We start from the raw sequence: 25,789 nt of genomic DNA, 5'->3' as shown, positions 1-25,789 counted from the left end.
TTTACCTAAAAAACCTTCTATAAAAATACCCAATATGTTACCGAGTATTGCGATTGATTAGCTCGAACTCACGTTAAGTTTAATAAAGCCTGAGCAACTAAAATTTCTGGATTGTTTTCTGAATTTGACTTTGCAACATCTAAAAATTCTTGTGCTTTTGTAAGTTTTGCCTTTAAAACAGCTTCGTCTTTTAAACCAAAACTAGTGATAGTTTCTACCGTTGCAGCGTAATAAGCTGGCATCCATTTTGTTGGTGCTGCTTTAGAAATTCTTTCAAATAATTGAGAGGCTTCTGTCATGTTTCCTTTTTCCCAGAAATCAAATGCTTTTTGCATTCCTTTTTGATATTTTGTTTGCGCAGAAATCCCTGTCGCAATGAAAATTGCGATGATTAAAATTGATTTTTTCATGTTATAAAGTTTTAGGTAGTTTGTTTATATTTTAATTTCGATGGTTTTGCTTTCTGTTAACTGAAATTTGGCATCGTCGTATTTTGGAGGACCCATAAAACCTCTTGCGTTGTTAGAGCAACCATAATCTTCTTTGGGTATTCCTAAGAAATTGGTATCCATTTTTTTATTGTCATTTTCATCATGTACAAATGAAATGGCATATTCTCCTTTTGATAAATTTTTAAAAGTAATTTCAGATTTTTTATTATTAATTTTTGCAATATCACCTTTAAATTGTTTGTGTAAGAAGTTTTCTTTTTTGTTATAAACACCAACTAATAAAGTTCCTTTATTAGAATTTAAACCAGAAATGTTTATGGTTAAATCTGCGGTTTCTTGTTGTGCATTTGTGGTTGAAATTCCACTAAAAATGATGGCGAATATTAAAAGTAATTTTTTCATGATTTTTTTTGTTTTTATTGATACTTCAAATATCAGATGTTTTTAGGAGTTTTACACAAGAATAATACCGAATTGTAGTTTTTTAATTCTGAGTTGTTGTTTTTAGTTTGTACTAGTTGTCTTTAAATTGGTTTAGCCTGATTGAAGTGGCATCCTTTTTATAATTCTAATAAATAAGCGTCATTGCGAGGAACGAAGCAATCTGTTATTTATTATGAGATTGCCACAGTTTACAAAAAAGTAAACTTCGCAATGACAACTATAAAAAGATATAACGGAAAGCAGGAAATAGCTTCTGAAAATATTACAAATTATCTAACTGATTTGTTTTTTTGTTATTACTAATTGTCCTGAAAAAGCCAATAAAAAAGAACCTGTCTGCAGTTGGGGTAATGGCTTGTCTTTCAAAATTTCCGTTCATATTTGGCGTGTCTTTATAATTGTAACCAAATACATTTTGGGTTCCTAACGCATTGTTTACAGAGAAATATAAAATCTTTTGTTGATCTATTAAATACGCCCAATTGACACTTACTGAATTGTAATTTTTAGTTTGATTGTTTAAAAAACCAGGTTGGTTTGGGTTTGTATAGTTTCTTCCGGAAGCAAAACGATAACTAAAACCAATTTGACTTTGCCAATCTTCTATCCAATGTTTGGTAACCACAGAAAGGTTGTGTTTTGAAGCAAAATTAGGTGTTGCAGCGGTTGTGTAATTTTTATAATCTCTTTCGGTATCTAAAAATGAATAAGAAACCCAGTAATCTGTGTTTTTAATTTTACCGTTTTGTCTCCAAAAAATATCGAAACCTTTGGCATAACCTTTTCCGTTGTTGTTAAAATTACTTGTGTAGATAGGATACGCATTATTGTATTTTACCAAGTCTTTGTAATCTTTTAAATATGCTTCTATTCTAAAAATCTGACCTTGTTGTATGCTCTGGTAATTGGCAATTAAATGCGATGTGTTTTCGGCTTTAAAAGTTTGACTAAATTTTAAATATTCGTTTTTAGGATTCTGATAAAATTGTCCGTATGCCAAAGAAAATTGGGCGTTTTTATTCACTTTATACGCAAGAGAAGCTCTTGGAGAAAGTGTGAATTCTTTTAATAATTCTGAGTTTTCTACACGAACACCAACTTTTGCAGCTAGGTTTTTAGAGAAGAAAATATCAGTTTCTACAAAGGATGCAAAAATGTTGTTTTGAAAGCCATAATTAAATTTTTGATTGCTTTCTGTTGTATAATCTTCATTAAAATTTGTGGCAAAATATTCTGATCCAAAACTGATTTTAAATCGACTAGAAAATGACTTTTTTAACTTTACTTTAAAGTGCATTGAGTTTTCATTATCGGTAACAATATCATTTATAATATTCATGTTAGCATGATCGTTGGTAAAACTAAATCCACTTTCTATGCGCCAATTATTATCTAGTTTATTTTTGTAAGATGTGTTAAAATACAAGTTTCGGTTTTTTAATCCGAAACGCAATCCATCTTCAAAATTAATATCTTCTTGTAGTACATCAAAATCTGTATAACTAAAAGCTCCGTACATTTTTAAAAGCGATTCGTCTTTAAATTTATGTCTAAAAACCATTTCTCCGCTTAAAGATTGTACTGGTTTTTTGTAGGTGTTTCTATCCGGAAAAGCTTCTTGATAAGGCGCTAAATTGATATAAGAAGTATTGATGCTAAAAGAATTGTTATCCCAAATTTGCGTATTTCCAAGGCCTAAACCAAGGGTCATAAAAGACAAATCTGTTTTTTCTTCTACCGGTTCATCTATGGTATTTAATTGTAAAACACTCGATAAAGCTTGTCCGTATTCTGCAGAATAACCACCGGTTGAAAAAGAAATTCCTTTAAATAAAAATGGTGAAAATCTACCACGTGTAGGTGTGTTTTGTGTGGATGGCGTGTACGGCGTAAAAACACGAATTCCGTCTACAAAAATTTGTGTTTCTTCTGCTTCGCCACCACGCACAAATAATCGTCCGTCTTCATCTACGGTTGAGGTTCCTGGTAACGTTTGTAATGCGCCCATAACATCTCCTAAAGCACTTGCGGTGGTAACAATATCTAAAGGTTTAAGAACCGTAACTTTTGCTTTTTCTCCGGCTTCAAAAGTTCCGGCATTTATAACCACGGCGTCTAAAGAATTTACATCATCTCGTAATTTTATTTTTAAATTTTTCAAAGATGAAACATGGGCAGTTTTTATATATGTTTCAAAAGAGATGAAAGAAATTACTAAAGTTTGGGTTTCGTTTTCTGATGTTGAAAAAGAGAATTCACCTTTTTCGTTGGTTGAGGTTCCGTCGTAGGTGCCTTCTAAATAGACATTTGCTCCGTTAATAGGATTGTTTTTTGAGTCGGTCACTTTTCCTGAAATGGTATTTTGGGCAGTTAAAGATAATTGTAGGCTGATTAAAAATAAAAATAGAATTTGTTTCATCTTGGTTGTTTTGATGATGCAAATTTGTAGTAATTATAATTCTTATTATAAAAACAAATACTGAGTTGTAATTTTTAAATGATGAATTGTAAGTTTTTATTTTGCTGCTTTTTGAAGATAGTAGAATACAAATCCGCTTGCAAAATAAACAATAACATCTACAAAATCTTTGGTATATCTTGCTAAATATTTTGGAAAAATATATTCAAATAAAAGGCTATACACAAAGCATAAGTATAAAATGATTGGTAAACCTAAGGTGTAGTTTTTGTTGTTTTTAGACCATTTTAAAATTTGTAAACAGCTATATAAAACAATAGGAATAATTAAAAAATCATTCACATAAAAACGAACAATTCTTGGCAAAGAAACAGAGAAGTATTGCAAAAAATAGATGGAAGTTCCGGTAAATAGGGAGAAAACAAAGAAATAAAAAAGTAGTTTTTTCATATTTAACCAGCAGCAACCATTGCAATAAACCAAGCCAAACCAGCACCAATTATGCTAACAATTGCAATTGCAGAATACAAAACCCAACCAATAATTTTATAAAAAATATTAGGATGTTTTTTTAGCTTTTCTGCTAAATTTGGATTTTCTCTTTTATGGATAACCTTGTCAATTTCTTCTTGTTTTACCGCAATTGTTTTTATGGCTATTTTCTTCTGATGAGAAATTAAGGTGTTACAATGTTCGCAATATTCTTTATCGGTATTAAAAATGCCACATTTTGGACATTTGATATTTCTGGTGATGGCCATTTATTCTTTAAAACTGAATTTATTTTTATGCTTATAAGGTCTAATAATTAAACGCGTTTCTCTATCAAAACGAATGTAATTATATACCCAATTTAAAAAAACGATGGCTTTATTTCTAAACCCTATTAAAGAGTATAAGTGAACAAACATCCACACAAACCATGCAAAAACTCCTTGAAATTTCCATTTTGGTAAATCTACAACGGCTTTATTTCGTCCGATGGTTGCCATGGCACCTTTGTCATTATAAACAAATGCTTTTAACTCTTTGTGGTCTAATTTTGCTAACATATTTTTTGCAACCAATTTACCTTGTTGAATTGCCGGTTGCGCCATCATTGGATGTCCATAAGGCGTTTTCTCAGTAGTCATACAAGCAACGTCGCCAATTGCATATATATTAGTATGTTCTAAAACTTGGTTAAATTCATCAACTTTTATTCTTGCAGCTCTTTCTATAACACATTCTGTGTTTAAACCATCAATCATTTGACCTTTTACGCCAGCGGCCCAAATAACCGTTTCTGCTTTAAAATGATCCTCTCCATTCGTAGTTACTGTTTTACCATCATAATTTAAAACGCGTAGGTTTTTCCAAACATTTACGCCAAGCTTAATAAGGAAATCTTCTGCTTTTTCAGAGGCTTTTTCGCTCATTCCTTTTAAAATACAGTCAGAGCTTTGTATGAGATTAATTTGCATTTGTCGAATGTCTAAATCTGGATAATCTTTTGGTAGAATTCCTTTTTTCATTTCTGCCAAAGCACCAGCTAATTCTACACCTGTTGGTCCGCCACCTACAATTACAAAATTCATTAAAGCATTTCTTTCTTCAATATTTGATGTTAATAAAGCTTCTTCAAAATTCTCTAAAATTAAACTTCTAATGTTTAAAGATTGAGGAACTGACTTCATTTCCATAGTGTATTTTTGGATGTTCGTATTTCCAAAAAAGTTGGTTGTAGAGCCAGTTGCAATAATTAATTGATCATACTCTAAATTTCCAATAGAAGTATCAATGGTATTTTTATCTGGATTAATTTTTTGAACATCTGCCAATCTAAAATAGAAATTATCAACATCATTAAAGCGTTTTCTTAAAGGAAAAGCAATAGAATCTGGTTCTAAACCTCCTGTGGCAACTTGATATAACAAAGGTTGAAATGTGTGATAATTATGTTTGTCAATTAAAACAACTTGTAGTTCTTGTTCTTCTAATCCTTTTGCAGCTGCTAAACCCGCAAAACCGCCACCAATAATTACAACTCTTGGAAAACTAGTTTGAGGAATGTTCATTTTCTTATGATGATTAGAAAGTTGGATTGTTAAATTTTTAGAAATACAAATTTACTGAAAATGGATTTATTGTAGAAGATTATGACACATATTTCACAGATTTGATATGAATGAGTTTTGGTTTTGAATATTTTGTAGTTTGTGAAATAATTAAGGTTAAAATTTGCTGCGAATTTTTAAATTTTAGAATAAATATAATGTTTGTCGCGCTGAAAACGTTTCACGAAAGAGGTTTTTCAATATTGATTAAGGAGATTTCTAGGGAATGACAAACTGCATAACAAAACGATCAGATACTAAATTATTGTATCTAAAAAGTTATTTTTTTATGAGTTTTAATTGAACTGTCTTTTAATTTCCTGAAGTGTTTTATCAGAGTTTATAAATTCAGTAATAATATTCAAACGTAATTCCTCTATGTCTAAATCAAAATATTTTGCCCATTTATCATCTTTAAATAAATAAGTTATTTGCTTTATTCTTTTTTGCCCTTCAGAAAAAGTAAATAGAAACTTTGTAGAATCTTTTATTTTTGGTTGAATTTTTACTGACTTACTTTTATAATTAACCTCAATATAAAATATTTTTTCTGTAGAATTGATGGGGTAAAATTCTGTCCATTTTGCAAACCCAATGATTGTTTGTTGGTTTTTATACTCTTCAGAAGCAATAATTTTCCATCTACAATTGGCAACTCTGCCCCAATGATTCGATTTTCTATAGACGCCTTCATCCGTATAGAAATACATGCTTTCAGATTTACTTTTGTAGTTGGTGTTTTCTGGAAATTCAAAATCAACTATTTGTGTAAATTCACAAAAGGTGTGTTTAAAGAAGTTGGTTTGGTTGTAGGTTTTCAAGTAAAATAATTTTTTACAAAAGTAATTAAAAACGTCATTGAGAATGTAATGAAGTAGGTTGAATTATCATAAAGAGATTGCTTTGTTCCTCGTGATGACAAAAAAACGCAATCAAATAAATGATTGCGTTTTAGTTATTTATAGAAAATTAAATTTCTTGAAAAAGATCCCTCTTTGCATCGGGATAAGCGATTCACGCAATAACGCTAAAAAGCGTTATTGGTTCTCTGCTTACTTTACTTCCTCGAAATCTACATCTTCAACATTGTCTCCTTCAGCATTTGGTTCTGGTTGACCTTGCTGTGCTCCTGCATCTGCGCCAGCAGCTCCTTGTTCAGCAGCATACATTTCTTCAGAGGCAACTTTCCAAGCTTCATTAATCTTTTCCATTGCAGCATCTATTTGTGCAATATCTTTAGATTCATGAGCAGCTTTTAATTCAACTAAAGCAGCTTCAATAGGACCTTTTTTATCATCAGATAATTTGTCTCCAAATTCTTTTAATTGTTTTTCCGTTTGGAAAATCATAGAATCAGCTCCGTTAATTTTTTCTGCAGTTTCTTTAGCAGCTTTATCAGCATCAGCATTTGCTTCTGCTTCTTCTCTCATTTTTTTGATTTCATCTTCAGATAAACCAGAAGAAGCTTCAATTCTAATTTCGTGAGATTTGTTTGTTCCTTTGTCTAAAGCAGAAACTTTAATAATACCATTGGCATCAATATCAAAAGTTACTTCTACTTGAGGAATTCCTCTTTGTGCTGGAGGTAAACCATCTAAATGGAAACGACCAATTGTATTGTTGTCTGCAGCCATTGCTCTTTCACCTTGTAAAACGTGAATTTCAACAGATGGTTGGTTGTCTACAGCTGTAGAGAATACTTGCGATTTTTTAGTAGGAATGGTTGTGTTTGCATCAATTAATTTTGTGAAAACATTTCCCATTGTTTCAATTCCTAAAGATAAAGGTGTAACGTCTAATAACAATACATCTTTTACATCTCCAGATAAAACTCCACCTTGAATTGCAGCTCCTAAAGCAACAACTTCATCAGGATTTACACCTTTACTTGGTGCTTTTTTAAAGAATTTTTCAACAGCTTCTTGTACAGCAGGTATTCTTGTAGAACCACCAACTAAAACAACCTCATCGATATCAGCAATTGTTAAATCAGCATTTTTTAATGCAGTTGCACATGGCTCTATTGTTCTTTTTACTAAATCGTCAATTAATTGCTCAAATTTAGCTTTAGATAAACTTCTTACCAAGTGTTTTGGTCCGCTAGCAGTAGCAGTAACATAAGGCAAGTTAATTTCTGTTTGTGCAGAAGAAGATAATTCAATTTTTGCTTTTTCAGCAGCTTCTTTTAAACGTTGTAAAGCCATTGGATCTTTTCTTAAGTCCAATTTTTCATCAGCAATAAACTCTTCTGCTAACCAGTTAATGATTTTTTCATCAACATCATCACCACCTAAATGCGTATCACCATCTGTTGCTAATACTTCAAAAACGCCATCTCCTAATTCTAAGATAGAAACATCATGTGTACCACCACCAAAATCAAAAACAACAATTTTTTTATCGTCGTTAGATTTGTCTAAACCATACGCTAATGCAGCAGCAGTTGGCTCATTTATAATTCTTTTTACAGCTAAACCTGCAATTTCTCCAGCTTCTTTAGTTGCCTGTCTTTGTGCATCATTAAAATAAGCTGGTACAGTAATAACTGCTTCAGTAACCTCAGTTCCTAAATAATCTTCAGCCGTTTTTTTCATTTTTTGCAACACCATTGCAGAAATTTCTTGAGGCGTATATAAACGACCATCAATATCTACTCTTGGCGTATCATTATCTCCTTTTACAACTTTATAAGGAACTCTTCCTGCTTCTTTAGAAGATTCAGAAAATTTATTCCCCATAAAACGTTTAATAGAGTACACTGTTTTTGTAGGGTTTGTTACAGCTTGTCTTTTTGCTGGGTCACCAATTTTACGTTCTCCTCCTTCAACAAAGGCAACAATAGATGGTGTTGTTCTTTTTCCTTCAGAGTTAGGGATTACAACTGGCTCATTACCTTCCATTACAGAAACACAAGAGTTGGTAGTACCTAAATCAATTCCAATTATTTTACTCATAATATTTATTTTAATAAATTTTAATTCAATTTTACATTTTCTATTAGTCAAATGGTATGCCAACCCCTTTTAAACTAGAAAATGTCAGATTTTTAAAAAAAAAATTAATTTTGATGTGACATTATGACATAAATTGTATCTAATGTATTGAGTAGGAAGAATATTTGAAATGCCTTTTTATTTTCTTATATTTGGATAGTTCTATGAAATGTAATAATAACCTTAATAAAATAAAAAAAAATCATGAGTAAATTTGACGAAAAAGTAGCTTTGTACAAGAAATTTATGGAAGATAGAAATCTAAGTGTGAACGCAGAATTATTAACTGCGGTAACTAAAGGGTTAGGTCCATCTATTTACAAGGTTGATGCAGAAACTGTTTCTGGTTCTGACGCGAAAGAATTAGGTACGGTAAAAAATAATTTCTTAATTAAAAAATTAGGATTGGCAGATTCTGATGCATTAGATGCAGGAATTAACGAAGTTATGGAAGAGATTGGAAAGTCTGAAAGAAAAAAATACAGAGCAGTAGTTTACTATATGCTAATGAAGAAATTTAATAAAGAGTCTGTTTACGGATTTTAATATAATTTTTTTATTAATTTATAAAAATCCAACTCATTTGAGTTGGATTTTTTACATTTACCGCAGTAATTTTAATTCTTTTTATGAATGTCGCAATTTATTAGTGTTTTTGATATGCTCAAGATTGGTGTTGGCCCATCTAGTTCACACACTTTAGGACCTTGGAGAGCTGCCATAGCTTGGGTGCAAAAATTAAAAGAAACAAATCTTTTAGATGCTTTAGATAAAGTTGAAGTAAATTTATATGGTTCTTTATCTTTAACAGGAAAAGGACATGCCACAGATGTAGCTATTTTGTTAGGTTTAAGCGAAGCAGATCCTGAATACATTCCTATAGAAGATATTGCAATTATAGTGGATAGAATAAATACGCAAGAAGAAATTTACTTTAAAGGTGGTAAAAAAGTTTCGTTTGCTAAAAATTCAATTAAATTTAATAGAGAATTTTTACCTTTTCATGCCAATGGAATGACATTTAAAGGTTTCTCTAACGGTAAAGAGATTTCAATAGAAACTTATTTTTCAATTGGTGGAGGTTTTATTGTGCAAGAAGATAACCATTTAGAAGATGAAATTGAAATTAATAAAAAGAATTTTCCGTATCCTATAAATAGGGCCATTCAACTAGAAGAATATTGCGAAAAAGAAGATTTACAAATTTCTGAAATTGTTCTTTTAAATGAATTGGAATTAAATTCAGCAGAACATATAGACAAAGAATTGCGCAGAATTTGGGATACAATGTTAGAATGTATGTACATTGGTTGTCATACAGAAGGGAAACTTCCCGGAGGATTAAACGTAAAAAGGCGCGCTTTTAATACGCATGAAAAATTAATAAAAGATACCAGTTATACAAGTCCGGAAGAATGGATTACCGCCATAAGAAGTACAGAAGTAAAATTTAGAGAAATATTAAAATGGGTAAGTTGTTTTGCTCTTTCTGTAAATGAAGTAAATGCTGCGTTAGGTAGGGTTGTAACGGCACCAACAAATGGTAGTGCGGGTGTTATACCTGCTGTTTTAATGTATTATTTAGTCATAGAAAATCATAAAGCAGATTTTAATCAAATTAAAAAATTCTTGTTAGTTGCCGGAGAAATTGGTAGTATTTTTAAGAAAAATGCCACAATTTCTGCCGCTATGGGAGGTTGTCAGGCAGAAATTGGCGTTTCTTCTGCAATGGCAGCAGCAGCCTTAACGGAATTATTAGGAGGTTCAGCAGCGCAATGTTTGTCTGCTGCAGAAATTGCAATGGAACATCATTTGGGTTTAACCTGTGATCCTATTGGCGGTTTGGTACAAGTTCCTTGTATAGAACGAAACTCTATGGGAGCTATAAAAGCAATTCATGCCGCAGAAATTGCGTTAGAAACAAACCCGAAAGAATCTTTGGTGCATTTAGACAATGTAATTGACACCATGTGGGAAACCGCAAAAGATATGAATAAAAATTACAAAGAAACTTCTGAAGGAGGTTTAGCAGTTACAGTTAGAATTGTAGATTGTTAGTTATCAGTTATCAGTTATCAGTTATCAGTTATGAGTAATCAGTTATGAGTAATCAGTTATCAGTTATCAGTTATCAGTTATCAGTAGGCAGTTTCAGTTTGCAGCTTGGACGTCATTGCGAGGGACGAAGCAATCTGTAATTAATTACTCAATTATTAGAAGCCCTTCATTTTAGTTAAATATTAACTCCCTTATAATTGCTTAATTTATTTTTTTTAATAAAAACTTCCCTTTTAATTCAGTTGTTTTTTAATTAATAGTTTTCACTAGTAGTCAACATTCAACAGTGAGTACCTGAATACTTATTCAATTTTTATCTTTTCTCCTAAAAACTTTGGTTGTACATCAAGTATAATATCAACAAAAACTTTTACTCTGGCTAAATACTCTCTAAGTTGCACTTTTACACCATATTTTCCTGGAATGGATTTAGCATTAAAACCTATAGCGATCATATCAAAATGTTCTGCTAAATAAATGGCTCTTTCATTATGAAACTCTTGAGAGATTATTGTTATTGAATTTTGACCAAAAATTTCTTTTACTCGAACAACAGAATCTAAAGTTCTAAAGCCTGCATAATCTAAAAATATTTTATTTTCAGGAATTCCTGCTTTTATAAGGTCGTTTTTAAAATCTGTTGGTTCATCATAATTTTTAGAACTATTGTCTCCACTAATAACTATAAATTCAATTTTATTAGATTTAAATAATTTAATAGCAGCGTTTAACCTGTATTTATAATAAAGATTTATTTGTCCATTTCTTAAAAATTTTGAAGTTCCTAAAAGCAAACCAACTTTGTTTTTCGGTATGTTTTTAGTTTCAAAAAAAGTTTTACTTGATGCATTTTTCTGAACTATTTTATTTGATATAATAATACTGAAAATACAAATGGTAAGAAAAAATAAAGATATTTTTAGAAGTTTTAAAAAAGTTTTCTTTTTCATTTATCTAGTAAAAACCAAATCATTTCCAGAAGATAATTCTTCAGAAAAACGATATTTATCAATATTAAAACCTTTTAAATCTTCAATAGTTTTAACGTTGTTGTCAATAATATAACGGACCATTAATCCGCGTGCTATTTTAGCGTAAGTCATAATAATTTTATACTCTCCGTTTTTAAAATCTTTAAAAATTGGCGTAATCATAGGCACTTTTAAAACCTTTTTAGGAATTACTTTAAAATATTCAGTGCTTGCTAAGTTTATCAATAATTCATCATCTTCTAATTCTTCGTTGAGTGCTTTTGCAACGGTGTCATCCCAGAATTTATACAAATTTTCTTTTCTGCCAACTTTTAGCTTTGTTCCCATTTCTAAACGGTAGGGCTGAATTAAATCTAAAGGTTTTAACACACCATATAATCCAGATAAAATTCTTAAGTTATTTTGAAGAATTGGTAGTTTTTCAGCATCTAAAGTAGTTACGTCAATTCCTTGAAATACAGCTCCTGTAAACGCATAAATAGCTTGTTTTGCATTGTCGGTTGTAAAAGGAGTTTTCCAAGATTGATTGCGCTCATAATTCAATGCAGCTAAATCATCAGAAATTTTCATCAATTCAGATAATTTTTTCTTTGAAAGCGTTTTAAGTTTCTTATGTAACTTTTCTGATTGTTCTAAAAAACGTGGCTGTGTGTGTAAGCTTGTTGGTACTTTATTTTCGAAATCTAAAGATTTTGCCGGAGATATTATGATTTTCATTTTTGGTAAAATTGAAACGTTTAATTGTTTGAATTGTAAAAATAAGCATGATTTTAAAAACCCTGAAACAAACATATCTATTTATATTGATATTCCTATTTAGAAAATTGATGTAATATTGAAATTAAATTTTTTTCTATAAGTTAATCAAACTATTTCATTTAATTTAGGTCAAAAGAATAGAAACTAACAAAAACTAATTGAGTAAAGACGCAGAACTTGTAAAAAAGTTAAAGGATGCTACATTAAAAGATACAGCTTTTAGTGAGCTGCTAGATGTTTATCAAGAACGTTTGTATTGGCATATTAGAAAAATAGTTACAACACATGAAAATGCCGATGATGTTTTGCAAAATACCTTTATTAGAATCTATAGAAGTATTCAGAAATTTGAAGAAAAAAGTAGTTTACATACTTGGATGTATAGAATTGCGTACAATGAATCTATTCGTTTTTTAGAGAAAAATAAAAAGAAAAAGTATGATAATATTGATGAGGTTTCTGAATCTAATTTAGAAGTTTTATTTGAAGATGCCTTTTTTGATGGTGATGAAATTCAGAAAAAACTAAACAAAATTATTAATTCTTTTAAAGAAAAGCAACAACGTGTTTTTAAAATGAAATATTTTGATGATTTAAGTTTTAGACAGATGTCAGAAATTTTAGAAATTTCGGAAAGTACCTTAAAATCTAGCTATTATTCCGCAGTAAAAATTATTGAAGAAAAAATATTTTTATAAATCCTAATAATGTAAATAAAATTGGGTTAACAAGTATATTATGAAAAAATCAACAGAAAATAACAACAACAATACTTTTCTAAAAGAAGATGTAACAGGTGATATTTCTAAACATCATAAAGCATATTTAGGAACAACGCTTCCCAAAGGGTATTTTAAAAAATCTAAAACTTCAATTTTAAACAAGATAAAAGAAGAAAGTACGGTTGAAGCGCCCAAAGAAATTAAAAAACAAATCGTTTTTTGGATGAAACCATCATTTAAATATGTGGCTGCAGCTTCTTTGGTGTTTATTTTGAGTTTGACACTGTGGTTGCAAAATGCAGATCATAAAAACGAAGAAAACAATAGTTTAGAGCTTTTGTCTTATTCAGATGCTATTTTAATAAACTCTTTGTTTGTAGAAGATGCTGATTTAGAACTTTTTGCAGATGCCACTTTAATGAATGAAATTGTGATAAAAGCAGAGCTTTCTGAACAAAAAATGGATGATTTATTTTTAAATTCATTATTTGTAGAAGATTCTTTAATAGATAATTATACAGAAGATGAGTTGCTGGAAACCATTGTTTTATAATATTTTCAAACTAATTTATAAAACATAGTTCTAAATAAGTAAGAACAATAATTAACTAAAAAGATACAATTATGAGAACTTCAATTTCAAAAAGAAACATTCTAAAGCCGAGTGTTTTATTTTTATCAATGAGTATGTTTATTTTATCGGCTTTATTGTTTATTTCGTGTTCAGAATCTGATACTTCAGAAACTTTGGCAAGTGATGAATCTTTAATAGGACAAATAGAAAGTGCTACAACTGTAGAGGTTGATGAAAGTAGTTTGCCAGCAGCGGCAACAAACGTTTTTAACGGAGAGCTATCTGATAGTTTTGTAGAAAGTGTACAACTTGCTTCAGGAATTGGGTATAAAGTATCAATATATTCTGATAATGAAGAATGGGCCAATGCAACCTCAGATGTTTTTTTTACTTTACAAGGAAGATTTTTAAAAGATCTAAGAGAAAAAACATTAAAAAGAAGACATAGATGTTTCAATTTTAATTTTCCCATTACTTTTTTCATGCCAGATAATACCACTATCACTTTAAATGAAAGAACCGATTGGATGCTTATTAGAGAATGGTATCAAGAGCACCCGAATGCAAATGCGCGTCCAAAAATAGTATTCCCTGTAGACATCACTTTAGAAGATGGTACTGTAGAAACCTTATTAGATAGAAGTGAATTGGTAGATTTAAAAGAGGCGTGTAAAGAAGGTAGAGACAAAAGAAAATGTTTTAGATTGGTGTTGCCAATAAGTTTTACAATGCCAGACGCTACTGAAATTATGGTAATAGAAAGAGTTGATTTTAAATTGATTAGAGATTGGTATATTGCAAATCCTGATATTCAAGAAAGAGGCCGTTTAAATTATCCTGTAGACATTATTTATAGAAATACTACCACTGCAACTATCAATAATTTTGCAGAAATGATAGCCGCTAAACAGGCTTGTAGATAGTAAATTTGTACTTTATATATTTACGAGCAAAAAAAATAAATTAAAATGAAATTAAAAACCATCATATATACAATTGGCTTTATAAGTTTGATGTTCTTTAATGCAGCAATTTTTGCTCAAGAATCTAATTATAGTGTAATTGCCAAGGAACTTTCTAAAGAACAGCAAGAGTTGTTGCGGAAAGAAAGAGAGATTTTGAAAGAAAATAGGACTGTTTTTAAAGAAACACTTACAAAAGAACAATTAAATATTTTACAAGACAAGTCTCTTTCTAAACAAGAAATTAGAAATCGTTTGTTTATTACTTTTTCAAAAGCGCAAAAAGATTTGGTAAGAAATCAACAAATGCACATAAGAAAAGCAAGAGAAAACTTTAGAAAAACACTATCTCTTGAGCAACGTAAGATGTTAAAAGAGCGTATAGATAAAATTAGAGAAGGTAAAGAAAGAGGCGAATTTAGAGATGGGTTAAGACAAAACCATATGAAAAATAGAATGAGAAGAATAAGAGAAAATTAGTTTTAAAAAAGTTGATAAGACTTTTTTCTAGAAATGAAAACAACTATAAAATTTTTAGGTTGCTATTGTTAACAATAGCAACCTTTTTTTTTGCTGATGTACAGATTTTCTCAATTTTTTGGTTCTCTTTTTTTTAAATAAAGGCTTTTTTTTTAGAGTATTCAGCAAACATTTTTCTGTTTTATTGCATTATTACTGTGGTACTTAAAAGATAGTTTATAATTGTTTTATGAATATTTTTTTTAGAGTAAACATTATAAACATTAAATTTGTGAAAATACTATAAAACAGAATTTGATTTTAAGTGCCTAATTAAATGTAGTAAGAACAAATATATTTTTGTTTTTTTGTGTAAAATTCAGTCTTAAATTACACGCCTATAAGTGGTACTATACGTCATATTTTAAAAAAAAATTAAACATGAAAAAGATAATTTTTAGATCACTGCTTTTTATATTTTATTCAACTATTTGTTTTTCACAAACCAGTTATAGCGATTATTCTTATAATGATAAGAAAGGTGTTTTAATTGATGATTTTAATGATAATCGTAATAAATGGCCTACTTGGGATAATTCTAACGAAAGAATTAGTATTGAAAATGGTGCATTTTATTATGAATCAAAAAATGGGCAGCCAAAGTTGAACTGTATTGCTGTTCCATTGAATAACTCAAAAAATTGGGAAATTGAATTAAAATTAAAATATATAGCAGGAGAAGATAATAATGCAAACGGTCTTACTTGGGGATCAGATAAAGATAAAGACGATAGATTGCGTTTTAATTTTTCTGGAAGTGGTTTTTACAGAGTTGATAAATCTTATAATAAGCAATGGAGTGATTTTGTTGGGTGGACAAAATCTAGTTTAGTGAATAAAACAGATTATAATTTACTAACGGTTAGAAAAATTGGTAATAAATTTTATCTTTTCTTGAATAAAACGTTCATCACTTCCTTCAATTATCTTTCTTACGGAAATAAGATAGGAATTCATTGTAACAGTAACACCACAATTAAAGCAGATTATTTAAAAGTTTCATATTTAGAAAAACAAAAGATTATTATTGATAATAGTCCGCCACAAATTACAATAACATCGCCAGATGTCTCTAGAGGTTTTAAAATTGTTGAAAACAACAAGCGAGTAACTGTAAAAGGAAAAGCAATAGATGAAAGCGGCATCTTTGAAGTTTTAATAAATGGGCAAGACGCCAGTTTAGATTCTGAAGGAAATTTTTCTAAAACCGTTTTACTTGCAGTTGGTGCTAATTCATTTACAGTTAAGGCTACAGATATAAAACAAAACTCATCAACAGAAAAATTTATTATAGAAAGGCAGTCAACCATAAAAGAAGAAGTTGTAATTAATAATCAGAATAAAAAGTCTAATACTTTACAAATAGGAAAATATTATGGTTTAATTATTGGTAATAATAACTATGATGACCCAGCAATAATTTCATTAGATCAACCAATAAATGATGCTGCAAAATTATTTAACGTGCTTACAAGAGAATATACTTTTGAACCTCAGAATGTAACTTTTCTAAAAAATGCTACCTATGTGCAAATGATTGAAGCTTTTGATGATTTAAGTAATAAAATAACAGAAAATGATAATCTGATTGTTTTTTATGCCGGACATGGTTGGTGGGATGATGCGAAAGAATTAGGTTATTGGTTGCCTTCAAATGCAAAAAAAAGGAGTACCGCATATTGGATAAGAAACAGTACAATTAGTGATTATATGAGTAGTATAAAATCTAAACATACCTTATTAATTGCAGACGCTTGTTTTAGTGGAAGTATTTTTAAAACACGAGCTGCTTTTACAGATTCTGGGCAAGCAATAAACTCGCTTTATGATTTGCCAAGTAAAACAGCAATGACAAGTGGAAATTTGAAAGAAGTACCAGACAAAAGTGTGTTTTTAGAATATCTTGTAAAAAGGTTAGATCAGAATGCTGATAAATATTTAACAGCAGATCAACTATTTGTAAGTTTTAGAATTGCAGTGATGAATAACAGTAATACAGAGCCGCAATTTGGTACCATACAAAACGCAGGTGATGAGGGTGGTGAGTTTATTTTTATAAGAAAATAATAAGTATTTACTAGTTTTTTTTGAAAAGGAACAACGTGCAATAGTAACGGAGTTCAGTTTTCTTTTAAAGCATTCTAAACTTTTATCCTGTAGTTTTTTATCGAATAGAGGCTAGCTTCTTTTATCTGTAAATTTGAATTTATTTTTATAAACAATTGATTTAAACTAGTTTAGTTTGTTTTATAGTGTTTTTCTGCTAATTTAGCATGCATAAGTAAAAACTGTTTTAGTAATAAAACAGTGAATGTTGTAAAAAAGGAGAAAATGAATAAAAGGGAAAGTTCAATTGAAATTACAAAAGAAGAATTTAAAAAAATTGGTTACCAACTTATTGATTCCATATCAGAATTTATCGACGGAATTTCAGAAAAACCAGTAACTACAGGTAAATCTCCGAAGGAATTGCAAAACTTATTGGGAAATTTACCTTTGCCAGAAAATGGAGTTTCTCCAGAAAAATTACTTTCAGAAACCTCAACGTTATTGTTTAACAATTCGTTATTAAACGGTCATCCAAAGTTTTTTGGGTTTATCACTTCATCTGCAGCACCAATTGGCGCGTTGGCAGATTTGTTGGCTGCTTCGGTAAACCCAAATGTTGGCGGACAAATATTAAGTCCGATTGCAACAGAAATAGAAAAGCAAACAATTAAGTGGTTAGCAGAATTTATTGGGGTATCTCCAACATACGGAGGTGTTTTAGTAAGTGGAGGAAATATGGCAAATTTTACGGCATTTTTAGCTGCCAGAACTGCAAAAGCTCCTAAAAATTTAAAAGAAGTTGGACTTTCAAATACCCAAAAAGAATTAATAACATATTGTTCTAAAGCTACACATACTTGGATTGATAAGGCTGCTATTTTATTTGGTCATGGCTCTAAATCTGTTCGTTGGATACCTACCGATGAATCTAATAAAATGGATATTAATAGTTTAGAAACAGTTATAAAAGATGATTTAAAACAAGGACATCAACCTTTTATGGTTATTGGTACAGCCGGTGATGTAAGTACTGGTGTAGTAGATAATTTAATAGAGATTGCTGCTCTGTGTAAATTGTATGATTTGTGGTTTCATATAGACGGTGCTTATGGAATTCCTGCAGCAGTTATTCCTGAACTGAAAGAATTATTTATTGGCATTAAAGAAGCAGATTCTATTGCGTTAGACCCGCATAAATGGTTGTATAGTGCTTTAGAGGCTGGGTGTACATTGGTCAAAAATCCAAAACATTTAATAGATACGTATAGCTCTCATCCAGAGTATTATAATTTTAGTTTAACAGAAGAGGGTGGGGCTTTAAATTATTTTGAATATGGACTTCAAAATTCTCGTGGCTTTAGAGCTTTAAAGGTTTGGCTTGCATTACAACAAGTTGGAAAAAATGGGTATGTAAAGCTTATTAAAGAAGATATAGCATTGTCTAAATATTTTTATGATTTGGCAAGTGAGCATTCAGAATTAGAAGCTGTTTCTCAAAATTTAAGTATTGCTACGTTTAGATATATTCCTTTACATTTGAAAATAAAGGGTAAAAAAAAGCAAACTTATTTAAATACTTTAAATGAAGAATTGGTAAATGAACTGCAAAAAGGAGGTGCATTGTTTTTGTCAAATGCAATTGTACAAAATAACTATTGTCTAAGAACTTGTATTGTAAATTTTAGAACTACAAAAAAAGATATAAAAGAGAGCATAGCAATTATAGTTAAAGTGGGTAGAAAAACTCATTTAGCTTTGCAAACTATGCCTTATGATTAGGTTTAAATATTGATGTAAAAACCAGCGTAATAATTGTTTTTTAAAATTTTGTACCAACATAATTTGGGAAAGAAAAGGTATTGAAAAGAATTGTTTTTGAAAATAAATTTAGAAGTTGTTTTTATGAAAATTTAAGATTATTTTTATTTTTTACATTGATTAATAAACTAAATTTGTAGGTCTAATCAATACAAAAAAACAAGTGTATTTGTTTTTACATAGAATGATTGAAGTGAAAAAGATGTTTGCTAAAAACGCAATAACTTAGTATGAAAAACAGCAATAAAATACTAAGTGTATTTCTGCTTATTACAATTTATTGTTTTGGCATTTATATTCCTGCCAATACATCACTTTCATTCGGTACAAAAACTTCTGAGCTAGAAGATTCACAAAAGGAGTATTTAACCACAAACTCTACAGTTGCTTTTTCGCATACGCTGCAACTTGAAAATTTATTTTCTGAAATATCAGAATACTCCTATTCAAGTTTTCAGTTGTCTTTTGAAGGTTTTTTGGCTATTTTTTATTCAAATGAATTATTGCTAAATGCAAAATTTAAACAGTATAAAAGTCATTTTAAAACCTTACTGATTAGACATAGAAAGTCTGATCTTATCTTTCCATTTCATAATTTTTGGTAATTCTAGTTTTATTTAAACTACGCTTTTCGTAGTGTAAAATATTATATGAATATGTTGCGAATGAATCGCTTCATACAAAAACTAGTATATCAAATTTTAAAGAAACATACAATGGATTTAGGAACCATCATTATAGGAAGTGTTGGTGTTGCAGCTTGTGCAATGCCTTTTGTAATCACAAATAGAAATAAAAAGAAAAAAGAAAAACAACTGTTAACAATGCTAAAAGATTTGGCAAAAAAACATAACAGCGAAATAACACAGCATGAAATTTTAGGATATTATGCCATTGGTGTCGATGAAAATAAAAAATCAGTTTCATTTTTATTAAGATCGGAAGCAGAAATTACACCACAATTTGTAAACCTTGCTACTATTAAAAAATGCGAAATTTCAAATGTTTATAAAGAAACAGGAAATCATGGTAAACAATTAGATCAGCTTAATTTAAGACTTAGCAATAATGATAAAAGTAAGCCAGATATTGTGTTAGAGTTTTTTAATGCAGAAGTTAGTTATCAGCTTAGTGATGAGTTTGACTCATTAGAAAAATGGAATAGAATGATTAATAATTTGCTAAGGGCTATAAAATAAAAGCACATTTGTTTATTTATTGAAAAAAAATCTCCAAGGTGTTTCTTGGAGATTTTTTTCAATTATATGATAGTTTTGAAACTAAATTTATAAAAATAGGGTGAATTAATCTATTTCTACATCTTTAGAGTTCTCAGAGTAGGTTCTCCATTTTTCTAAGCAATCTGTTATGTCTTTTGGTACTTCAGAATTAAATTGCATAAATTCTCCTGTTGTAGGATGTGTAAATCCTAATGTTTTTGCATGTAAAGCTTGTCTAGGCAACACTTTAAAACAGTTGTGTACAAATTGTTTGTACTTGGTAAATGTTGTTCCTTTTAAAATATCATCTCCTCCATAACGTTCATCATTAAAAAGTGTATGACCAATATGTTTAAAATGTGCTCTAATTTGATGCGTTCTTCCCGTTTCTAATTTACATTGTACCAAAGTTACATACGTTAATCGTTCTAAAACTTTAAAATGAGTAACTGCATGTTTACCAAATTCTCCATCAGGAAAAACAGTCATTTGCAATCTGTTTTTTAAACTTCTGCCAATATGACCTTCAATTCTTCCTTCATTTTCTTCAATATTACCCCAAACCAAAGCGTAATATAATCGCTCTGTAGTTCTATCAAAAAACTGTTTCGATAAGTGAGCCATTGCAAATTCAGATTTAGCAACCACCAATAATCCACTAGTATCTTTATCAATTCTATGAACTAAACCAGGTCTTTCATTAGAATTTGTTGGCAAGTTTTCTATATGATGAATTAAACCATTTACCAAGGTTCCAGAATAATTTCCATGCCCAGGATGCACTACCATTCCGGCAGGTTTGTTTACCACAATAACCACGTCATCTTCATAGATAATATCTAATGGAATATCTTCTGCTACCAAAAGGTTTTCCGCAGGCGGATATGCCAAAACTACGCGCACAACATCTTTTGGTTTTACTTTATGGTTCGATTTTACAACAACATCATTCACCAAAACATTACCCGCTTTGGCCGCTTGTTGCACTTTATTTCTAGTGGCATTTTCAATAAAATTCATCAAAAATTTATCAACACGTAATGGTTCTTGACCATCACTTGCTGTAAATCTATAATGTTCGTATAAATCGTCGTTTTCTAAATCTTGTGGTTGGTTTTCTTGCACCTTTTATTTTTAAATTTGAAGTTTCAGCGTTTTACAGTTTTTTAGTTTCAAAGCTTGAAAAATTTTTAGTTTTGAATACTGAATACTGAATACTGAATACTGAATACTGAATACTGAATACTGAATACTAACTACTGAATACTAATTTTTAATTCCCTTTTCCGTCACCTAAAACCATATCTATAATGGCGTTTTGTGGTAATTGATCTCCGGGTTGTAATATGTTTCCTTTATGGCGTAAACCACGCACAACATCTTCGCCAATATCGCTTACGTATGTAAAATTTGTGCCAATATTAAAGCCAATAGCTTTTAATTCAGAAGAAGCTTGCCTTTTTGTACGTCCGTTTAAATCAGGAATTGTAATATCTCTGTATTTAGACGGATTTAAAGTTAAATAAATTTTTCTTTTTTCTTTTACAAAAGCACCGGCTTCTGGCGTTTGTTCAATTACAGATTTTTTTGGATATTCTGGATTAAAACTAGCACTGTCCATTACTTTAAAATCTAAATTAAGTTCTTTCAATTTATTTTGAACATCATTTAAAGACAGTTTTTGCAAATCTGGAACTTGTATTTTTTGATTATGATTAGTAGTTACGCCTAGCCAATATTTTAGAATAAAGATAAACACCAATAAACCAATAATTGCAATAGCAACTTGTTTAAAGAAAGTTTTACTTTTTAGAAATTTAAAAACACTCATTATTTTAATTTTTTAGTAGATACAAAGATATAAAAACTAAACGTTGCTGATTCTATTTATATTTTGATAAATTTGTTTTATTATTGGATAAAAAAATGAAAAGAAACATTGCCATTGTTATGGGCGGATATTCATCCGAAGTAAACATTTCTATAACCAGCGGAAACGTGGTTTACAAACATTTAAATAGAACAAGTTATAATGCGTTTAGAGTACTTATTTTAAAAGAAAAATGGGTAGCTTTAGATGATAAAGAAAATGAATATCCTATTGATAAAAATAATTTTTCTTTTGTGCTTAATGGTAGTTCTATTGTTTTTGATTGTGTTTTTAATGCTATACATGGCGCGCCAGGTGAAAACGGAATGTTGTTAGCGTATTTTAATTTAATAGGATTAAAACACACATCTGCGCCTTTTTATCAAATGGCATTAACCTTTAACAAAAGAGATACCCTAAGTGTGGTAAAAGAATACGGCATTAAAACGGCAATTTCTGTCTATTTAAATAAAGGAGATGTGGTAGATGTGGCTAAAATTATTGAAAAAGTAGGCTTGCCTTGTTTTATAAAACCGAACAATGCAGGTTCTAGTTATGGTATTTCTAAAGCGCATACAAAAGAAGAAATTTTGCCCGCAATAGAAAAAGCATGTGAAGAAGATTCAGAGATTTTAATCGAATCTTTTTTAGATGGTACAGAGGTTTCTGTGGGGGTAATTCAATATGATAATGCCATTAAAGTATTGCCAATTACAGAAATTGTGTCAGAAAATGATTTCTTTGATTATGAAGCAAAATACGAAGGAAAATCACAAGAAATTACACCGGCCAGAATTTCTGCGGAAGAACAACAAAAAGTAGAAAAAGTAGCTAAAAAAGTTTACAAAGTTTTAAATATGTCTGGTTTTTCTAGATCTGAATTTATTTTTGTAAACGGAGAACCACATTTCTTAGAAATGAATACAGTGCCAGGTTTAACCGAAGAAAGTATTTTACCGCAGCAAGCCCAAAAAGCAGGCATTTCTTTGGATAAATTATTTGAAAATGCAATTGAAATGGCGTTGACAAAGTAGTAACAAGTAACAAGTATTTAGTATTAAGTATCAAGAATTAAGAATTATTCTTGGTAAGGAACATCAAATAAAAACACATGAAAAGAGCAATTTTTCCAGGATCTTTTGATCCATTAACCTTAGGACACTTTGATGTAATTAGCAGAGGTGTAGCATTGTTTGATGAGCTAATTATTGCAATAGGAATTAATAGCGATAAAAATTACATGTTTACCTTAGAGGAACGGAAAAAATTTATTGAAGATAGTTTTAAAGGCAATTCAAAAGTAAAGGTTGTTACTTATAAAGGATTAACCGTAGATTTTTGTATAAAAAATGATGTAAAATTTATACTTAGAGGATTAAGAAATCCGGCTGATTTTGAGTTTGAAAAAGCAATTGCTCACACCAACCGAGATTTAGCACCTATTGAAACGGTTTTTTTATTAACTGCGGCAAGCACTTCTTATATTTCCTCTTCAATTGTGAGAGATGTTATTAGAAATAATGGAGATTATACAAAGCTAGTTCCTAAAACCGTAAGAGTTAGATGATTAAAAAAGTAGGTTTATTTTTAGTAGTGGTCTTGTTATTTTCTTGTAAAGAAACTATAAAAACATCTAAAGATTTTACCACCTTGTTTGAAAAATCTAACGGAAAAGAAACTCCTGAATATGAAGCTATCATCTCTTTTTACAAAGATTTGTCAGCCACTTATCAGCAAATTAGTTTGTTTGAATTCGGAGAAACAGATTCCGGAAATCCGCTACATTTAGTGGTTTTTAATACCGAAGGAAACTTAACTGTTGATGAAATTAAAAAGTCATCAAAAAACAGAATTTTAATCAATAACGGAATTCACCCAGGAGAATCTGATGGTATAGATGCATCTATGTTGCTTTTAAGAGATATTGTTCAAAATGATTCGCTTCAAGAACATTATAAGAATTCAATTATTTGCGTAATTCCGGTCTACAATATAGGAGGTTCATTACATAGAAATTCACATACCAGAGCAAATCAAAATGGCCCAAAAGAATATGGTTTTAGAGGAAATGCTAGAAATTATGATTTAAACAGAGATTTTATAAAACAAGATACCAAAAATGCCGCTGCTTTTGCTGAAATATTTCACGCTGTAAATCCGGATGTTTTTATTGATAATCACGTAAGTAATGGCGCAGATTATCAATATGCCATTACACATTTATTTACACAACACAATAAATTAGGTGGTAGTTTGGGTACGTTTTTAAGAAATGAAATGCGTCCGCAATTAGAAGAGTCTTTAGAAAATAAAGGCATTATAATTACACCTTATGTAAATGTTTGGGGTACAACTCCAGAAACAGGTTTTTCTCAATTTTTCGATTCGCCAAGATATTCTACAGGGTATACATCGCTCTTTCATACCTTAGGTTTCATGGTAGAAACGCACATGTTAAAACCCTATAAAATTAGAGTTGAGCAAACTTATGAGTTGTTGTTTTCTGCCATTGATTTTACTGAGGAAAATTCTGCGGTTATCAAAAAATTACGATCAAAAGCAGCTGAAGAAATTATAGCAAAAAAAACGTATCCTATTCATTATAAAGTGGATGAAAAAAAATGGAGAGATTTGTATTTTAAAGGATTTGAGAGCTCTTTTATTGATAGTAAAGTTACCAACGGAAAAAGGTTATTTTATGATACAAAGAAACCTTTTGAGAAAGTAGTTCCATATTTTGATGAATTTAAAGTAACCAAAGAAATTACAATCCCCAAAGCCTATATTTTACCACAAGGTTGGTTTACTATTATAGAAAGATTAAAAAAGAATAATATTGCATTTACGCGATTAAAAAAAGACACAACCATTGCCGTTGAAGTACAGCATATTAAAGAATTTGAAAGTAGAAAAACACCTTATGAAGGTCATTATTTACATTTTAATACTACGGTAACCACTACAACAAAAGATATTCAGTTTAAAAAAGGAGATGTATATATTACCACCAAACAAAATGGAATTAGGTATGTATTAGAAACTTTAGAAGCAGAAGCAACAGATTCTTTTTTTAACTGGAATTTTTTTGATACTGTTTTACAACAAAAAGAAGGTTTTTCTGCTTATGTTTTTGAAGATGTTGCCGAAAAGTTTTTAGCAGAAAACCCATCAATAAAAAAAGAATTTGAGTCCAACTTACTGGTAGATAAAGATTTTAGAGAAAATGCCAGCGCGCAATTAAATTGGATTTACAAACGAACACCACATTATGAAAAAGCGCATTTGCGTTTGCCTGTTTATAAAGTTTTCTAAATTTGTATACGTTATGAAGTTTTTTTTATCAACCTTTTTGGTTTTTGTTTTGGTAAGCTGTACAACTAAGGTAGAGGAATCAAAAAAAGATATAAAAACAATTGCAAAAGAAATTATGAAAAGTGCAAAAAACTGCGCTTTAATTACAGTAGATTCATTACGTATTTCGCATGTAAGAGCAATGGATCCTTTTTTACCAGAAGAAGATTTTACTGTTTGGTTGGGAACAAATCCGAAGAGTGAAAAAGTAAAACAGATTCAAAAAAACAAACAGGTTTCTTTGTTTTATTTTGATAAAAACAATGGAAGTTATGTTACTTTGCAAGGAATTGCTAAGCTTGTGAATGCAGAAAGTGCCAAAAAAAAATATTGGAAAAAAGATTGGGAAAATTTTTATAAAAATAGAACAACAGATTATATTTTAATTAAGTTTACACCCAACATGGCATATATTATTAGTGAAAAACATAAATTACTAGGAGATTCCATTAGTTGGAAAGTGCCTAGCATAAAATTTTAAGTAGTAAAAG

Annotated in this window: 26 protein-coding genes; 14 read left to right on the top strand and 12 right to left on the bottom strand. The window is 30.0% G+C overall.

The window, feature by feature from the left end:
- Positions 1-68 precede the first annotated feature (68 nt).
- The 8 genes from ACSHW5_RS09835 to dnaK form a co-directional block, all read right to left on the bottom strand.
- A complete protein-coding gene (locus ACSHW5_RS09835) occupies positions 69-410 on the bottom strand; it encodes a hypothetical protein (RefSeq protein WP_435675956.1) in 342 nt (113 codons plus the stop codon).
- A gap of 24 nt (positions 411-434) precedes the next feature.
- Positions 435-854, bottom strand: a complete 420-nt coding sequence (locus ACSHW5_RS09830) for a DUF2141 domain-containing protein (protein ID WP_435675955.1) — start codon at positions 852-854, stop codon at positions 435-437.
- A gap of 304 nt (positions 855-1,158) precedes the next feature.
- Positions 1,159-3,315, bottom strand: coding sequence for a TonB-dependent receptor (locus ACSHW5_RS09825; RefSeq protein WP_435675954.1), 2,157 nt, complete (start codon positions 3,313-3,315; stop codon positions 1,159-1,161).
- 96 nt (positions 3,316-3,411) lie between these two features.
- The gene (locus tag ACSHW5_RS09820) at positions 3,412-3,765 is read right to left on the bottom strand and encodes a hypothetical protein (protein ID WP_435675953.1); all 354 of its coding nucleotides are present in this window, start codon (positions 3,763-3,765) and stop codon (positions 3,412-3,414) included.
- 2 nt (positions 3,766-3,767) lie between these two features.
- A complete protein-coding gene (locus ACSHW5_RS09815; protein ID WP_435675952.1) occupies positions 3,768-4,076 on the bottom strand; it encodes a hypothetical protein in 309 nt (102 codons plus the stop codon).
- On the bottom strand, positions 4,077-5,372 hold the full coding sequence (locus ACSHW5_RS09810) for an NAD(P)/FAD-dependent oxidoreductase (RefSeq protein WP_435675951.1): 1,296 nt from the start codon (positions 5,370-5,372) through the stop codon (positions 4,077-4,079). It lies immediately after the preceding gene.
- A 335-nt stretch (positions 5,373-5,707) separates the two neighbouring features.
- Complete coding sequence (locus ACSHW5_RS09805) at positions 5,708-6,232, bottom strand: hypothetical protein (protein ID WP_435675950.1); 525 nt, start codon at positions 6,230-6,232, stop codon at positions 5,708-5,710.
- A 231-nt stretch (positions 6,233-6,463) separates the two neighbouring features.
- Positions 6,464-8,365 carry a molecular chaperone DnaK gene (dnaK, locus tag ACSHW5_RS09800; RefSeq protein WP_435675949.1) on the bottom strand — a complete coding sequence of 634 codons (1,902 nt, stop codon included), beginning with the start codon at positions 8,363-8,365 and terminating at the stop codon, positions 6,464-6,466.
- A 243-nt stretch (positions 8,366-8,608) separates the two neighbouring features.
- Here dnaK and ACSHW5_RS09795 point away from each other — a divergent pair, with 243 nt between their 5' ends.
- Complete coding sequence (locus ACSHW5_RS09795; protein WP_435675948.1) at positions 8,609-8,950, top strand: DUF2853 family protein; 342 nt, start codon at positions 8,609-8,611, stop codon at positions 8,948-8,950.
- A gap of 87 nt (positions 8,951-9,037) precedes the next feature.
- On the top strand, positions 9,038-10,462 hold the full coding sequence (locus tag ACSHW5_RS09790; protein WP_435675947.1) for an L-serine ammonia-lyase: 1,425 nt from the start codon (positions 9,038-9,040) through the stop codon (positions 10,460-10,462).
- Positions 10,463-10,764: 302 nt separating this feature from the next.
- Here the strand turns inward: ACSHW5_RS09790 and ACSHW5_RS09785 are convergent, their stop codons facing one another.
- A complete protein-coding gene (locus tag ACSHW5_RS09785) occupies positions 10,765-11,412 on the bottom strand; it encodes a SanA/YdcF family protein (RefSeq protein WP_435675946.1) in 648 nt (215 codons plus the stop codon).
- Positions 11,413-12,171, bottom strand: a complete 759-nt coding sequence (gene yaaA / locus ACSHW5_RS09780; RefSeq protein WP_435675945.1) for a peroxide stress protein YaaA — start codon at positions 12,169-12,171, stop codon at positions 11,413-11,415.
- A gap of 200 nt (positions 12,172-12,371) precedes the next feature.
- On the opposite strand from yaaA, the gene ACSHW5_RS09775 reads away from it, so the two are divergent.
- The 8 genes from ACSHW5_RS09775 to ACSHW5_RS09740 all read left to right on the top strand — a co-directional run bounded on the left by ACSHW5_RS09775 (position 12,372) and on the right by ACSHW5_RS09740 (position 20,056).
- Positions 12,372-12,911, top strand: coding sequence for an RNA polymerase sigma factor (locus tag ACSHW5_RS09775; RefSeq protein WP_435675944.1), 540 nt, complete (start codon positions 12,372-12,374; stop codon positions 12,909-12,911).
- Between the two features lie 40 nt (positions 12,912-12,951).
- Complete coding sequence (locus ACSHW5_RS09770; RefSeq protein ID WP_435675943.1) at positions 12,952-13,488, top strand: hypothetical protein; 537 nt, start codon at positions 12,952-12,954, stop codon at positions 13,486-13,488.
- A 71-nt stretch (positions 13,489-13,559) separates the two neighbouring features.
- The gene (locus ACSHW5_RS09765) at positions 13,560-14,432 is read left to right on the top strand and encodes a hypothetical protein (protein WP_435675942.1); all 873 of its coding nucleotides are present in this window, start codon (positions 13,560-13,562) and stop codon (positions 14,430-14,432) included.
- Positions 14,433-14,477: 45 nt separating this feature from the next.
- Positions 14,478-14,951 carry a hypothetical protein gene (locus tag ACSHW5_RS09760; protein WP_435675941.1) on the top strand — a complete coding sequence of 158 codons (474 nt, stop codon included), beginning with the start codon at positions 14,478-14,480 and terminating at the stop codon, positions 14,949-14,951.
- Positions 14,952-15,371: 420 nt separating this feature from the next.
- On the top strand, positions 15,372-17,057 hold the full coding sequence (locus ACSHW5_RS09755) for a caspase family protein (protein ID WP_435675940.1): 1,686 nt from the start codon (positions 15,372-15,374) through the stop codon (positions 17,055-17,057).
- A 264-nt stretch (positions 17,058-17,321) separates the two neighbouring features.
- The gene (locus ACSHW5_RS09750; protein WP_435675939.1) at positions 17,322-18,818 is read left to right on the top strand and encodes a pyridoxal phosphate-dependent decarboxylase family protein; all 1,497 of its coding nucleotides are present in this window, start codon (positions 17,322-17,324) and stop codon (positions 18,816-18,818) included.
- Between the two features lie 269 nt (positions 18,819-19,087).
- Positions 19,088-19,462 carry a hypothetical protein gene (locus ACSHW5_RS09745; protein ID WP_435675938.1) on the top strand — a complete coding sequence of 125 codons (375 nt, stop codon included), beginning with the start codon at positions 19,088-19,090 and terminating at the stop codon, positions 19,460-19,462.
- 60 nt (positions 19,463-19,522) lie between these two features.
- On the top strand, positions 19,523-20,056 hold the full coding sequence (locus tag ACSHW5_RS09740; protein ID WP_435675937.1) for a hypothetical protein: 534 nt from the start codon (positions 19,523-19,525) through the stop codon (positions 20,054-20,056).
- A 105-nt stretch (positions 20,057-20,161) separates the two neighbouring features.
- Here ACSHW5_RS09740 and ACSHW5_RS09735 read toward each other — a convergent pair whose 3' ends face one another.
- Both ACSHW5_RS09735 and ACSHW5_RS09730 read right to left on the bottom strand, forming a co-directional pair.
- Entirely contained in the window at positions 20,162-21,202 is a 1,041-nt protein-coding gene (locus ACSHW5_RS09735) for an RluA family pseudouridine synthase (RefSeq protein ID WP_435675936.1), read from the bottom strand.
- A 148-nt stretch (positions 21,203-21,350) separates the two neighbouring features.
- Positions 21,351-21,908, bottom strand: coding sequence for a PASTA domain-containing protein (locus ACSHW5_RS09730; RefSeq protein ID WP_435675935.1), 558 nt, complete (start codon positions 21,906-21,908; stop codon positions 21,351-21,353).
- 95 nt (positions 21,909-22,003) lie between these two features.
- On the opposite strand from ACSHW5_RS09730, the gene ACSHW5_RS09725 reads away from it, so the two are divergent.
- From ACSHW5_RS09725 to ACSHW5_RS09710, 4 genes are all read left to right on the top strand, one after another.
- The gene (locus ACSHW5_RS09725; RefSeq protein ID WP_435675934.1) at positions 22,004-22,981 is read left to right on the top strand and encodes a D-alanine--D-alanine ligase; all 978 of its coding nucleotides are present in this window, start codon (positions 22,004-22,006) and stop codon (positions 22,979-22,981) included.
- A 77-nt stretch (positions 22,982-23,058) separates the two neighbouring features.
- The gene (gene coaD, locus ACSHW5_RS09720) at positions 23,059-23,514 is read left to right on the top strand and encodes a pantetheine-phosphate adenylyltransferase (RefSeq protein ID WP_435675933.1); all 456 of its coding nucleotides are present in this window, start codon (positions 23,059-23,061) and stop codon (positions 23,512-23,514) included.
- Positions 23,511-25,259, top strand: a complete 1,749-nt coding sequence (locus tag ACSHW5_RS09715; RefSeq protein ID WP_435675932.1) for a M14 family metallopeptidase — start codon at positions 23,511-23,513, stop codon at positions 25,257-25,259. Before coaD ends, ACSHW5_RS09715 begins: the two co-directional genes overlap by 4 nt.
- 13 nt (positions 25,260-25,272) lie before the next feature.
- On the top strand, positions 25,273-25,779 hold the full coding sequence (locus tag ACSHW5_RS09710; protein ID WP_435675931.1) for a pyridoxamine 5'-phosphate oxidase family protein: 507 nt from the start codon (positions 25,273-25,275) through the stop codon (positions 25,777-25,779).
- The last annotated feature ends 10 nt before the right edge of the window (positions 25,780-25,789 follow it).

The sequence above is a fragment of the Polaribacter sp. genome (genome assembly GCF_051251875.1).
Classification (GTDB): domain Bacteria; phylum Bacteroidota; class Bacteroidia; order Flavobacteriales; family Flavobacteriaceae; genus Polaribacter.
Note: the sequence above shows the minus strand (reverse complement) of the source record. Positions and strands in the feature narration are given on the sequence as shown.